Annotated in this window: 11 protein-coding genes; 6 read left to right on the top strand and 5 right to left on the bottom strand. The window is 73.7% G+C overall.

From position 1 onward, the window contains the following. Positions 1-78 precede the first annotated feature (78 nt). Positions 79-1,068, top strand: a complete 990-nt coding sequence (locus tag AC0QU1_RS13625; RefSeq protein WP_483569897.1) for a helix-turn-helix transcriptional regulator — start codon at positions 79-81, stop codon at positions 1,066-1,068. 90 nt (positions 1,069-1,158) lie between these two features. After that, positions 1,159-1,671, top strand: a complete 513-nt coding sequence (locus tag AC0QU1_RS13620) for a hypothetical protein (RefSeq protein ID WP_483569895.1) — start codon at positions 1,159-1,161, stop codon at positions 1,669-1,671. A 44-nt stretch (positions 1,672-1,715) separates the two neighbouring features. Here the strand turns inward: AC0QU1_RS13620 and AC0QU1_RS13615 are convergent, their stop codons facing one another. Both AC0QU1_RS13615 and AC0QU1_RS13610 read right to left on the bottom strand, forming a co-directional pair. Further along, on the bottom strand, positions 1,716-2,411 hold the full coding sequence (locus tag AC0QU1_RS13615; RefSeq protein WP_483569893.1) for a response regulator: 696 nt from the start codon (positions 2,409-2,411) through the stop codon (positions 1,716-1,718). Then, positions 2,408-4,312 (bottom strand): sensor histidine kinase, encoded by a 1,905-nt coding sequence (locus AC0QU1_RS13610; protein ID WP_483569891.1) that lies wholly within the window; start codon positions 4,310-4,312, stop codon positions 2,408-2,410. Before AC0QU1_RS13610 ends, AC0QU1_RS13615 begins: the two co-directional genes overlap by 4 nt. 144 nt (positions 4,313-4,456) lie before the next feature. Between AC0QU1_RS13610 and AC0QU1_RS13605 the strand changes: the two genes are divergently transcribed. From AC0QU1_RS13605 to AC0QU1_RS13590, 4 genes are all read left to right on the top strand, one after another. Further along, positions 4,457-5,899, top strand: a complete 1,443-nt coding sequence (locus AC0QU1_RS13605; protein WP_483569889.1) for a cation:dicarboxylate symporter family transporter — start codon at positions 4,457-4,459, stop codon at positions 5,897-5,899. Between the two features lie 282 nt (positions 5,900-6,181). Then, positions 6,182-6,937 (top strand): SDR family oxidoreductase, encoded by a 756-nt coding sequence (locus AC0QU1_RS13600; protein ID WP_483569888.1) that lies wholly within the window; start codon positions 6,182-6,184, stop codon positions 6,935-6,937. Positions 6,938-6,995: 58 nt separating this feature from the next. After that, positions 6,996-7,889 (top strand): SDR family oxidoreductase, encoded by an 894-nt coding sequence (locus AC0QU1_RS13595; RefSeq protein ID WP_483569887.1) that lies wholly within the window; start codon positions 6,996-6,998, stop codon positions 7,887-7,889. A 157-nt stretch (positions 7,890-8,046) separates the two neighbouring features. Beyond that, positions 8,047-8,673, top strand: a complete 627-nt coding sequence (locus AC0QU1_RS13590; RefSeq protein WP_483569885.1) for a TetR/AcrR family transcriptional regulator — start codon at positions 8,047-8,049, stop codon at positions 8,671-8,673. Positions 8,674-8,703: 30 nt separating this feature from the next. Here AC0QU1_RS13590 and AC0QU1_RS13585 read toward each other — a convergent pair whose 3' ends face one another. Genes AC0QU1_RS13585 through kdgD form a run of 3 tightly spaced genes read right to left on the bottom strand, consistent with a single transcriptional unit; the run spans position 8,704 to position 12,553 of the window. Next, on the bottom strand, positions 8,704-10,032 hold the full coding sequence (locus tag AC0QU1_RS13585; protein WP_483569884.1) for an enolase C-terminal domain-like protein: 1,329 nt from the start codon (positions 10,030-10,032) through the stop codon (positions 8,704-8,706). Next, complete coding sequence (locus AC0QU1_RS13580) at positions 10,029-11,618, bottom strand: aldehyde dehydrogenase (NADP(+)) (protein ID WP_483569883.1); 1,590 nt, start codon at positions 11,616-11,618, stop codon at positions 10,029-10,031. Before AC0QU1_RS13580 ends, AC0QU1_RS13585 begins: the two co-directional genes overlap by 4 nt. Next, positions 11,618-12,553, bottom strand: coding sequence for a 5-dehydro-4-deoxyglucarate dehydratase (gene kdgD / locus AC0QU1_RS13575; protein ID WP_483569882.1), 936 nt, complete (start codon positions 12,551-12,553; stop codon positions 11,618-11,620). The genes AC0QU1_RS13580 and kdgD overlap by 1 nt, the downstream gene beginning before the upstream one ends. Between the last annotated feature and the right edge of the window lie 110 nt (positions 12,554-12,663).

Genomic DNA, 12,663 nt, shown 5'->3' with positions numbered 1-12,663 from the left:
TCCTGTGCTGCCTACGAGAGACAGCCTTCCGGTAGTAGCGGTCAGGTTCTGGCCTGTACCGCGTGCCATGCTGGATCCGTGCTCGAGACCTCCGGACGCCTCCTCGCCCTCCTGTCGCTGCTCCAGGCCCGCCGGGACTGGCCCGGCCCGCTCCTGGCCGACCGGCTCGGCGTGAGCCCCCGCACGGTGCGGCGCGACGTCGACCGGCTGCGCGAGCTCGGCTACCCGGTCCACGCCACCAAGGGGCCGGACGGCGGCTACCGCCTCGACGCCGGTGCCGAGCTGCCGCCGCTGCTGTTCGACGACGAGCAGGCCGTCGCCGTCGCCGTCGCGCTGCGCACGGGCGCCATACCGGGCGCGGAGGAGGGTGCCACGCGGGCGCTGGCCACGATCCGCCAGGTCATGCCGGCCCGCCTCCGCGCCCGCCTGGACGCCCTGGAGGTGACGACGGTGCGGCGCGGGAACCGGCCGGAGGAGCCGGCGGTCGACCCGGGCCTGCTCCTCGCGCTCGGCTCCGCCTGCCGGGCGCACGAGGTGGTGCGGTTCGACTACGCGGGCGGCACCATGCCCGCGGTGGGCGAGGGGGAGAACGCCTTCCGGCCGCCGCGCCGGGTCGAGCCGCACCATCTCGTGACGTCGGACGGGCGCTGGTACCTCGTCGCCTTCGACCTCGACCGCGCCGACTGGCGGCTGTTCCGTGTGGACCGGCTGAGCCTCCGCTCGGGGACCGGGCCGCGGTTCGCTCCCCGGGAGGTGCCCGGCGGGGACGTCGCCGGGTTCGTCGCCTCCCGGATCAGCGGTTCGCGGTGGCCCGTGCACGGCGAGGTGGTGCTCCACGCGCGGGCCGACGTGATCGCGCCGTGGCTCGGCGGCAACGGCCTGTGCGAACCGCTCCCCGACGTCGACGGGGAGCCCCGGTGCCGCGTCGTCATCGGCTCGTGGTCCTGGGGCGGCCTGGCGGGCTGGCTCGGTGTGTTCGACGTGCCGTTCGAGGTGGTGGGGCCGGCGGAGCTGGTGGCGGCGACACGTCGGCTGGCCAGCCGTTACGGGGCAGCGGTACCCGGCTAGTACCCAGTATGTTGTGCGCGTTCCTCCCCGCTACAGCCCCGCTACAGCCCTGCTGCAGCCGATGCAGCCGACACGACGGAGAGCGTGAGCATGACCAATCTGTCCGATTTCAGCGATGACGAGCTCAACCAGATCCTGGACGCCCCAGGCGCCGTGCTGAAGGGCGCGACCCTCGCCGACGGGCGGCCGGGGCCGATCAGGTTCCTGCGGGAGATGGCGTCCGGCGCCAAGGTGTTCCGGGAGGCCCAGGCGCACGAGAACGAGTTCGTGCAGTCCGTGGCCGTGGCGCTGCGCGACCGCGGGAAGGCGGCGGAGGCGGCGGAGGACGGCGACGACACCCCCGCCGCCGCGGAGCGCAACGTTCCCGACCCGGAGGGCGAGGCGGCGCGGGCGGTCGAGCTCACCGAGGCCTCGATGGCGCTGCTGCGCGGCCGGGCCGACCAGAAGGACATCGACGCCTACGGCGAGTGGCTGGTCCGGATCGCCACGCAGGTCGCCAGGTCGACCAGCTCCAAGGAGGGCGGCTTCCTCAGCAAGCGGGTGGCGATCTCCGCGGGCGAGCAGGCGTTCATCGACCAGCTCACCGCCGCCGTCGGCCGCTGACATCCCCCTTCGAGACCGAGAAACCTCGGTCTCGAAGGGGAGGCTCACGCGGGCCGCCGGCGTGCGTACTCGAGCTCCGGGCGCCCGCGCGTCCCGTAGCGCGGGGCGCGCGTGGCGACGCCGTGGTCCGCGAGGAACTCCAGGTAGCGGCGCGCGGTGATGCGCGCCAGGTGCAGCTCGTCCGCCACCTCGCTCGCCGACAGCGCGCCCGGCCGGCGGGCGAGCAGGTCCGACACGGCGTCGAGCGTGTCCTGGGACAGGCCCTTCGGGAGCCCGGCGGCGTTGGACGTGCGCAGCGCCGCGAACGCCGTGTCCACCTCGCGCTGGCTGAGCGTGGACACGGGCGAGCGCATCTGCTCGAAGTACTTGCGGTAGGCGCCCAGCTTCTCGGCGAACAGCCCGAACGTGAACGGCTTGATGAGGTACTGCACCACACCGACCGCCACCGCCTCGCGCACCACCTCCAGCTCGCGGGCCGCCGTGACCGCAATGACGTCCACGACCAGGCCGGCCGCGCGGAGCTGCCGGCACAGGACCAGGCCGTGCCGGTCGGGCAGGTTCATGTCCAGCAGGAGCAGGTGCACCTCCCGCCCGGCGGCCTGCGCGTCGCGCAGCGCGCGGACCGTGTCGCCCGCCGTGTGCACCACGCCGGCCAGCTCGAACCCGTCCACCCGGCGCACGTACTCGCCGTGCGCCTCGGCCGTGCGGTGGTCGTCCTCCACCACCAGGACGCGGATCACGGGCGTCCCGCCCGGTCGGCCGGTCCGGCGGTCGAGTCGGCGGCTTGGGTGGGCGGTGCGACGGCGGCCTGGGCGGGCGATACGACGGCGGACGGGGCCGGCGGGACGGCGGCGGCCTGGACGGACGGTGAGACGGCGGACGGGACGACAGCGGCAGGGGCGGGCGGGACGACGGCGGACGGCGCGGCGTCGGCGTCGGCGTCGTCGGACGGTTCGGCCGCCGGCGCCCCGGTCTCGGGGCGGGGGAGCGTCACGGTGAAGACCGCCCCGGCGCCTCCGCCGGTCCCGTGGGACACCTCGATGTCGCCGCCGAGGCTCTCGACCACCTGGCGCACGAGCGCCAGGCCGTAGCCGCGCCCGCCGCCGGCGTCGTCCTTGGTGCTCCAGCCGTGGTCGAAGATGTGCTCCAGGTCCGCCTCGGCGATGCCGGGCCCGCTGTCGGAGACCTGGAACACGAGGGACCCGTCGTCGCCGTTGGCGAGGTACACCTCGACCCACGCGCCGTCGGCGCCGTCGGTGCCCGCGCGCGTCGGGTCGACGGCGGCCGGGTCCAGGGCGTGGGCCGCCGCCGCGTCCGTCGCGTTGTCGATCAGGTTGCCGAGGATGGTCACGACGTCCACCGGCTCCAGCCAGTGCGTGCCCGGCGCGAGGTGCGTCTCGAAGTGCATCTCCACCGCGCGCTCGCGGGCCTGGGCGGCCTTGCCGAGCACGAGCGCCGCGATGACCGGCTCCTCGATCGCTTGCACCACCCGGTCGGTGAGCCGCTGGCCCAGGTCGCGCTCGCCCGCGACGAAGCGCAGGGCCTCGTCGCTGCGGCCCAGCTCGATGAGCGTGGCGATGGTGTGCAGGCGGTTGCTGAAGTCGTGGGTCTGGGCGCGTAGCGCCGCCGAGATGGTGCGCACCGACGACAGCTCCCCGGTGACCCGCTGCAGCTCGGTGCGGTCGCGCAGGGAGATCACCTCGCCGACGTTCCGGCCGGCCGCGGCCGCCGTGTCACGGCCGACCAGCAGCACCCGGCCGCCGACCCGCACCGGCCCCTCCGGCGTCGTGCCGCCCAGGACGTCGCGGACGGCGGGGGACAGCCGCTCGTCGGCGACGGCGAACGGCGCCGCGAGGTCCGGCACGTCGAGCAGCCGCAGCGCCTCGTCGTTCGCGAGCACCACGGTGCCGTCCTCGACGAGCAGCATGCCCTCCTCGACCGAGTGCAGCACCGCCTCGTGCGCGGCGAACAGGTGGGCCAGCTCGTCGGGGCCCTTGCTGTCGGTGATCCGGTCCAGCCGGCGCGCGAGCAGGGTCGCGGCGACGGCGCCCGTGCCGAACGCCAGGAGCGTCCCGACGCCGACGATCACCAGGCGCGGCGCGATGCTGTCCCACAGCCGGTCGAGCGTCACGCCCGCCGACACCAGGCCGACGATCTCGCCGTCGTCCGTGCGGACGGGGACGACGGCGCGCACGGACGGGCCCAGCGTTCCGTCGTAGACCTCGGTGAACGTCTCACCGCGCAGCGCCGGGGCGGTGGTGCCGACGAACGGCCGCCCGATCTGCCACGTGTTGCGGTGGGTGTAGCGGGTGCGGTCGGTGTCCATGACCGTCAGGTAGTCGATGTGCGTGGTCTCCATGACGCGTTCGGCATAGGGCTGCAGCAGGCCGGACGCCTCGGCGACCGAGCCGGCCCGGTCCGTGCCCGCCGCCGCGTGGGCGCGGGCGACCGTGTCGATGACCAGCGACTCCGCCGCGACCGTCGCCGCCAGGTCCGTGCTCTCCTGCGCCGCGTGCTCCTGGGCCGAGGACCTGGCGTCCAGCGCGAGCAGCCCGAACACGACGACCGCCCCGGCGGACAGCAGCGCCGTGTGCACGGCGAGGAACCACCTCGCGATACTCGCACCCCGTCGCTGCGCCACCGACCCATTGTGGCCCGGGCCGCGGCGGTGCGGTGACGGCCGGCGAGAACACTCGGTGAGAACAATATGGCCGCAATGGTGGGGTTCGCCGTCGGCGAGCCCACTCTTGTCGCTGACCACACAGCGTTGTGAGAGGAACACACCATGGCGGTAACGCAGCCCGCCGGCGCCGGGACCACCCCGCGCCGCCGGCTCGACAAGAGTCACTACCTGTACATCGCGGTGATCGTGGCCGTCGTGGCCGGCGTCATCGTGGGCCTGGCCTCGCCGGAGACCGGAGTGGCGCTGAAGCCGCTCGGCACCGGGTTCGTCGCACTGATCAAGATGATGATCTCGCCGGTGATCTTCTGCACCATCGTGCTGGGCATCGGCTCGATCGCGAAGGCGGCCACCGTCGGCCGCGTCGGCGGGCTCGCGCTGCTCTACTTCATCGCCATGTCCACGTTCGCGCTGCTGATCGGCCTGATCGTCGGCAACGTGCTGCACCCGGGCGAGGGCCTGTCCATCGCGGGCGCCACCTACGAGGCGGAGGGCGAGGCCGAGTCCCTCGTGGACTTCCTGCTGGGCATCATCCCCACCACGCTGGTCTCGCCGCTCACCGGCGAGTCCGTGCTGCAGACCCTGTTCGTGGCGCTCCTGGTCGGGTTCGCGATCCAGCAGCTCGGCGCGCGCGGCAAGCCCGCGCTCGACGCCGTCCGCGTCATCCAGGCGATCGTCTTCCGCGTGCTGACCATGATCCTGTGGGTGGCCCCGGTCGGGGCGTTCGGCGCCATCGCGGGCGTCGTCGGCGAGACCGGCTGGGGCGCCGTCGTCGCGCTGGGCACGCTGATGGCCGGGTTCTACCTGACGTGCATCGTGTTCATCGCCGTCGTCCTGGGCGCCGTGCTGTGGTTCGTCGCGCGCGTGAACATCTTCCTGCTCATGAAGTACCTGGCGCGCGAGTACCTGCTGATCGTCAGCACGTCGTCGTCCGAGGCGGCGCTGCCGCGGCTCATCGCCAAGATGGAGCACCTGGGCGTCTCCAAGCCGGTGGTGGGCATCACGGTGCCGACCGGGTACTCGTTCAACCTCGACGGCACGGCGATCTACCTGACCATGGCGTCGCTGTTCATCGCCTCCGCCATGGGGACGCCGCTGTCCGTGCCCGAGCAGGTCGGCATGCTCGCCTTCATGATCATCGCCTCCAAGGGCGCGGCGGGGGTCACCGGCGCCGGCCTGGCGACGCTCGCCGGCGGCCTGCAGACCTACCGCCCCGACCTGGTCGACGGCGTGGGCATCGTGGTCGGCATCGACCGGTTCATGTCCGAGGCGCGGGCGCTGACCAACTTCACCGGCAACGCCGTGGCGACGGTGATCATCGGCACGTGGACCCGCGAGATCGACCGCGAGCGCGTGCACGAGGTGCTGGCGGGCCGGGTCCCGTTCGACGAGAACGCGCTGGACGACCTGCATGGCGGGTCGGACGACGGGGCCGTGAACGGGGCGTCGGATTCCGAGGACGACGTCGCGGACGGGGTGCCGGCCGGGGACGGCGCGGCCGAGAGCGGCAGCACCCGCGCGAAGGCGACCGAGCCGACCCCGGTCTAGACCGACCGGGCGCCAACAGATCTGGCGCCAACAGACCCGGCGGCCGGAGCACTCTGGGGGTGCCCCGGCCGCCGTCCGACAAAGGTCCGCTTCCAGCACGCGATCACGCATGCTTTCCGGCTCCGGAGCATGCCTGGTCACGTGCTGGAAGCGGACTTTGTGCCGTCCCCCGACCATGGCCCACGTTCCCGTCCGGATCAGTTTGCTCCGAGATATGGACGTGGCGTGCATATCTGTGGTTATATGAACGTGCAGTCCACATCGCGACCCAAGGAGCACGCCATGACCAGCACCACCGCGAGCACCACCAGCACACCCCGCGTCGCCCTCGTCACCGGCGGGTCCGGCGGCATCGGCCGCAGCACCGTCCGGCGGCTCGCCGCCGACGGTTTCGCCGTCGCCGTCCACTACGCGGGCAACCGAGCCAGGGCCGAGGAGGTCGTGGCGGAGGTCGAGGCCGCAGGCGGCCGGGCGATCGCCGTGACCGGCGACGTCGCCGACGAGGCGGCCATGGGCGCGGCGTTCGACGCCACCGAGGCCGCGTTCGGCGGGATCGACGTCGTCGTGAACACCGCCGGGATCATGCTGCTCGGCCCCGTAGCAACCTTCGACCTGGCCGACCTCGACCGCATGCACCGCACCAACATCCGCGGCGCGTTCGTGGTGGCCCAGCAGGCCGCCCGCCGCGTCCGGACGGGCGGCGCGATCATCGGCTTCTCCACGAGCCAGACCCGCCTGCAGCACCCCACCTACGCCCCCTACGCCGCGGCCAAGGCGGCCGTCGAGGTGCTGACCACGGTCCTGGCCCGCGAGCTGCGCGGCAAGGACATCACCGTCAACGCCGTCGCGCCCGGGCCCACCGCCACGCCGCTGTTCCTGGACGGCAAGGACGAGCAGACCGTCGAGAACCTCGCGCGGCTCGCGCCGCTCGAGCGGCTGGGCATGCCGGACGACGCAGCCGAGGTGGTCGCCTTCCTGGCCGGCCCCGGCCGCTGGGTCAACGGGCAGACGGTCTACGTCAACGGCGGCATCGCCTGATCCGGCCGCCCCAGCGGACCACACATCGAGCAGAGACCCACAGGGAGAGGTAACAGCCATGAGCAACGTCATCGTCATCACCGGAGCCTCCTCGGGCTTCGGGGCCCTCACGGCCCGCGCCCTGGCCGCGGCGGGCGACACCGTCTACGCGGGCATGCGGCAGACCGAGGGCCTCAACGCCCCGCAGGTCGAGGCCGCCCGGGCCTACGCAACGGAGCACGGCGTGGACCTGCGCGCCATCGAGCTCGACGTGAGCTCGCAGGAGTCGGTCGACGGCGCCGTCGCGCGCATCGAGGCCGAGCACGGCCGCATCGACGTGCTGATCCACAATGCCGGCCACATGGTGGTGGGCCCCGCCGAGGCGTTCACGCCCGAGCAGCTCGCCGAGCTGTACGACGTGAACGTGCTGTCCACCCAGCGCGTCAACCGGGCCGCGCTGCCCGGCATGCGTGCCCGCGGCGCCGGGCTCGTCATCTGGGTGTCCAGCTCCAGCGTCAAGGGCGGTACCCCGCCGTACCTGGCGCCCTACTTCGCGGCCAAGGCGGGCATGGACTCCCTCGCCGTGTCGTACGCCGGCGAGCTGGCCCGCTGGGGCGTGGAGACGTCGATAGTGGTACCCGGCTCGTTCACCAGCGGCACCAACCACTTTACGCACGCCGGCCACCCGGCCGACGGCGATGTGGAGGCCGCCTACGAGACCCGGTACGCCGGGCTGATGGACCAGGTGGCCCAGAAGCTCGCGGCGCTGGCACCCGCGGACGCCGACGTCTCCCTGGTCTCCGACGAGATCGCCCGCATCGTCGCGCTGCCCGCTGGGCAGCGGCCGTACCGGGTGCACATCGACCCGGCGGACGACGGCTCTGCGGCGGTCTCGGACCTGGCCGACCGGACCCGGCGCGAGTTCCTGACCCGGGTCGACCTGGCCGACCTGCTCACGGCCCGGACCGCGTGACCGGCGGAACGGTGACCGGCGGACCGTCGGGTGACCGGGCAGCCCGACCCGCCCGGTCACCCGACAACCCGCCGACCGCGCAGGTCAGGGACTTGCCAGACCTAGACTGGCGAGCGCTGTCACCGAGCAGTCTGCCGAGGAGCGGGGGAGAACAACCGTGGCGAACGATCTGACGGCGTCCGCCGTCGAGAAGGCCGGACCGCGCGCCAGGGGCCGCGGACGGCGGCCCGCCGACGAGGTACGCGGCGACGTCCTGCGGGCCGTCGGTGAGGTGCTGCTCGGCGAGGGCATGGCCGACCTCACGTTCGAGCGGGTCGCGCGCCTGTCGGGCGTGAGCAAGACGACCCTGTACAAGTGGTGGCCCTCCAAGGGCGCGCTGGCCCTCGACGGCTACTTCCACGCCGTCCAGCAGACGCTCGCCTTCCCCGACACCGGCGACATCCGCGCCGACCTGCTCGACCAGCTCCACGCGTTCGTCCGCCTCATGACCACCACACCCGGCGGCCGGGTCCTGGCGGAGCTGATCGGCGAGTCCCAGACGGACAAGGACCTCGCCGTCGCCTACCGGTCCCTGTACTCGTCCGAGCGGCGGCGCCTCGCCGGCGAGCGGCTCACCCGGGCGCAGGAGGCGGGGCAGCTCCGGGCCGACGTCGACGTCCAGGTGGTCGTCGACCAGCTCTGGGGCGCCGTCTACCACCGCCTGCTCATCCCGGACGAGCCGATCACCGAACGCTTCGTCGACGCCCTGGTCGACAACCTGCTCGGCGGGATCGCCGCGCGCTGAGGCCGGCCGGCGAGCCGCCGCACGGCCGCTTCAGCGGACCAGGCACGGCCGCTTCGGGTCGAACTGCCAGCCCTTGACGAGGTACTGCATCGCCACCGCGTCGTCCCGCGCCCCGAGGCCGTGGGCCAGGTAGAGCTCGTGCGCGGCGGCCAGGCGCTCGCGGTCGAGCTCGACGCCGAGCCCCGGGCCGGTCGGCACCCGGATCGCGCCGCCCTCGATGCGCGGCGGCGCCGTCGTCAGGCCCTGGCCGTCCTGCCAGATCCAGTGGGTGTCCAGCGCGGTGATCGCGCCGGGCGCGGCCGCTCCCACGTGCGTGAACATGGCCAGCGAGATGTCGAAGTGGTTGTTGGAGTGCGACCCCCACGTCAGGCCGAACTCGTGGCAGAGCTGGGCCACCCGCACCGAGCCGGCCATGGTCCAGAAGTGGGGGTCGGCCAGCGGGATGTCGACGGCGCCCGCGCGCACCGCGTGCGCCAGCTCGCGCCAGTCCGTCGCGATCATGTTGGTCGCGGTGGGCAGGGCGGTAGCGCGCCGGAACTCCGCCATCGTCTCGCGGCCCGAGAAGGAGCCCTCCGCCCCGCACGGGTCCTCGGCGTAGGCGACGACGCCGCGCATGCGCCGGCCCAGGCGGATCGCCTCGGCCAGCGGCCAGCCGCCGTTGGGGTCGAGCGTGATCCGCGCGTCACCGAACCGCTCCTTGAGCGCGACGACGGTGTCGACCTCGACGTCGCCGGCCTGCACGCCGCCCTTGAGCTTGAAGTCGGCGAACCCGTACCGTTCGGCGGCGGCCTCGGCCAGCCGCACGACGTCGTCGGGCGTCATGGCCTGCTCGCGCCGCAGGCGGCCCCATGCGTCCGACTCGTCGTCCCCGCGCAGGTAGGGCAGGTCGGTTGCGCCCGGGTCGCCCACGTAGAAGAGGTAGCCGAGCATCGGGACGGCGTCCCGCTGGACGCCGTCGCCGAGCAGCTCGGCCACGGGCACGCCCAGGTGCTGGCCGTGCAGGTCCAGCAGCGCCGACTCCAGGGCCGTGACCGCGTGGACCGTGGTGCGCAGGTCGAAGGTCTGCGCGCCGCGCCCGCCCGCGTCGCGGTCGGCGAACGCGGTAGCCACCGAGCGCAGCAGGGACCGGTACCGGGCCACCGGCTGCCCGACGACGAGCCGGCCCGCCTCCTCGATCGTGGCCCGGATCGGCTCCCCGCCGGGCACCTCGCCGAGCCCGGTGCGGCCCTCGGAGTCGGTCACGACCGCGATGTTCCGGGTGAAGAACGGGCCGTGCGCGCCGGACAGGTTCAGCAGCATCGAGTCGTGGCCCGCGACGGGCACCACCTCGACGCGGGCGACGGTGGGGTGGTCGCTCACTCGGCGGCCTCCAGCACGCCGTCCACGCGCCGGTTCAGGCGCCACGGGTTGTCGGGCCGGACCGGCTCGGGCAGCAGGTACTCGGGCAGGTTCTGGTAGGCCACCGGACGCAGGAACCGCTCGATCGCGAGCGTGCCCACCGACGTCGTGCGGCTGTCCGACGTCGCGGGGAACGGGCCGCCGTGCACCATCGCGTGCCCCACCTCGACCCCGGTGGGCCAGCCGTTCGCGAGGATCCGGCCCGCGGTGCGCTCCAGGACCGGCAGCAGCCGGGCGGCGGTCTCGTGGTCGTCCTCCGTCAGGTGCAGCGTCACCGTGAGCTGCCCCTCCAGCCGTCCGACGGCGGCGAGCAGCTCGTCGGCGTCGGCGTACCGGACCACGAGCGACGCCGCGCCGAAGATCTCCGCCTGCAGCACCGGGTTGCTCAGCAGGGTCGGCACCGCGCTCGTGAACACGGCGGGCGCGGGGGCGTTGCGGGTGTCGCCGGGAGCCCCGGCCGCGACCAGGTGCACGCCGTCCTGGGCGGCCAGCGTGTCGACGCCGTCCTGCCAGGCCGCCGCGATGCCCGCGGTGAGCATGGTCTGCCCGGCCGTGGCCGCCGCGGCGCGCCCGGCCGCCGCGACGAAGGCGTCGCCGCGCTCGCCGGCGGGCACGAACACGAGCCCCGGCGCGGTGCAGAGCTGACCCGACGAGCCGGTCACCGAGGTGAGGTACGCGGCGGCGAGGGCGTCGACGTCGCCGGCCAGGGCGCCGTCGAGCAGGATGGTGGGGTTGATCGAGCTCATCTCGGCGTAGACCGGGATCGGCACCGGCCGGGCCGCGGCGGCCGCGACCAGCGCGAGGCCGCCGCCTCGGGAGCCGGTGAAACCGACGGCCTGGATGGCGGGGTCGGTGACAAGGGCCTGGCCCACGGCGTTGCCCGGCCCGTAGACCAGGGAGAAGACGCCGGGGTGGAGCCCGCAGCGGGCCACGGCGTCGGCCACGGCGCGGCCCACGAGCTCGGCCGTGCCCGGGTGCGCGTTGTGCGCCTTGACCACCACGGGGCAGCCCGCGGCGAGCGCAGACGCGGTGTCGCCGCCCGCGGTGGAGAAGGCGAGGGGGAAGTTGCTCGCGCCGAACACGGCGACGGGGCCGAGGGGGACCTTGCGCAGCCGGATGTCAAGGCGCGGCAGGGGGGTGCGGTCGGGCAGGGCCGGGTCGATGCGCACGCCCCGGTGGTCGCCCTGGCGCACCACCTGCGCGAACAGGCGGAGCTGGCCGGTCGTGCGCGCGAGCTCGCCGGTCAGGCGGGTCGCCGGGAGGCCGGTCTCGCGCATGGCCCGCGCGACGACGTCGGGCCCGACGGCCTCGATGTTGGCGGCGATCTGCTCCAGGAACTGCGCGTGGGGCTCGGGCGCGAGCGTGGAGAAGGAGGCGAAGGCGTCGTGCGCGGCCGCTGTCGCCTGGGCGACCTGCTTGTCCGAGAGGAGGGAGTACGCGGGCTCGACCGCCTCGCCGGTCGCGGGATCCTGCCCGTGGACCGTGCCCTCGGTGCCCACGAGGGGCGAGCCCTCGACGATCGAGTGTCCGGTGAGCTGGGTGGTCATCACATGTCTCCTTCCGGGTGGACGCCGGCGGCCTTGATCAGGGCGCCGAGGTCCGCGAGGTCCTGTGCGGTGAGGTCCTGCAGGGGCGCGCGCACGCTGCCCATGTCGCGGCCCACCGCCTTCATGCCTGCCTTGACGATGGACACGCCGTACCCCTTGGCCCGGTCGCGGATGTCGAGGTACGGCAGCACGAACCGGCTGAGCTTCTCGGTGACCGCGGCGTGGTCCAGGTTGCGCACGTCACGATAGAACGCCAGGGCGAACCGCGGCGCGAAGTTGTACATGGCGGACGAGTAGGTGCTCAGGCCGAGCTGCAGGAGAGGCAGGGCGAAGGTCTCCGCCGTCGGCAGGCCGCCCAGGTAGAAGAGCCGGTCCCCGTTCGCCGCGTGGACGCGGGCGAGCTGCTCGATGTCGCCTTTTCCGTCCTTGAACCCGATGAAGTTGGGGTGCCGCTCGGCCAGCCGGGCCACGGTCTGCGCCGCGTAGACGGCGTTGCCGCGGTTGTAGACGATGACGCCGAGGCCCGTCGCCGTGCAGACAGCGGAGGCGTGCTCCAGCAGCCCGTCCTGGTCGGCCTCGGTCAGGTACGGGGGCAGCAGCAGGATCCCCTCGGCGCCCGCCGCCTCGGCCGCGCGCGCGTTCTGGACGGCCTGCGCGGTGTTGCCGCCCGCGCTGCCCAGCACCGGGGTGCGTCCGCCGGCGGTCTGGACGGCGAGCCGCACCACCCGGGCCGACTCCTCGGGCGTCAGGCTGAAGCCCTCGCCCGTGCCGCCGGCCGCGAACAGGCCGCCGATCTCGAAGCTCGACTGCCAGTCGATGTGGTCGCGGTACCGCGCCTCGTCGATCCGCCCGTCCGCGGTGAACGGGGTGACCGGGAACGACAGCAGCCCGTCCTTGAGGGTGGCGGCGAGTTCCTGGGGTGCGTACGTGGCCACGGTGGCCCCCTCCTGTGACAGACGTCGGCGCCTGCGTGCTGGTCCGGCAGATTCGGCGCCAACCTAAGAACCTCCGACGATGCCTGTCCAAGCCCGATATGGCATCGGGT

It is taken from the genome of Promicromonospora noduliphila, from assembly GCF_056951025.1.
This window is presented reverse-complemented; position numbering and strand designations above follow the sequence as displayed.

Coding starts and splice junctions, on each gene's coding strand:
- AC0QU1_RS13620 (WP_483569895.1), top strand. CDS start 1,159: ATGACCAATCTGTCCGATTTCAGCGATGACGAGCTCAACCAGATCCTG.
- AC0QU1_RS13605 (WP_483569889.1), top strand. CDS start 4,457: ATGGCGGTAACGCAGCCCGCCGGCGCCGGGACCACCCCGCGCCGCCGG.
- AC0QU1_RS13600 (WP_483569888.1), top strand. CDS start 6,182: ATGACCAGCACCACCGCGAGCACCACCAGCACACCCCGCGTCGCCCTC.
- AC0QU1_RS13595 (WP_483569887.1), top strand. CDS start 6,996: ATGAGCAACGTCATCGTCATCACCGGAGCCTCCTCGGGCTTCGGGGCC.
- AC0QU1_RS13580 (WP_483569883.1), bottom strand. CDS start 11,618: ATGACCACCCAGCTCACCGGACACTCGATCGTCGAGGGCTCGCCCCTC.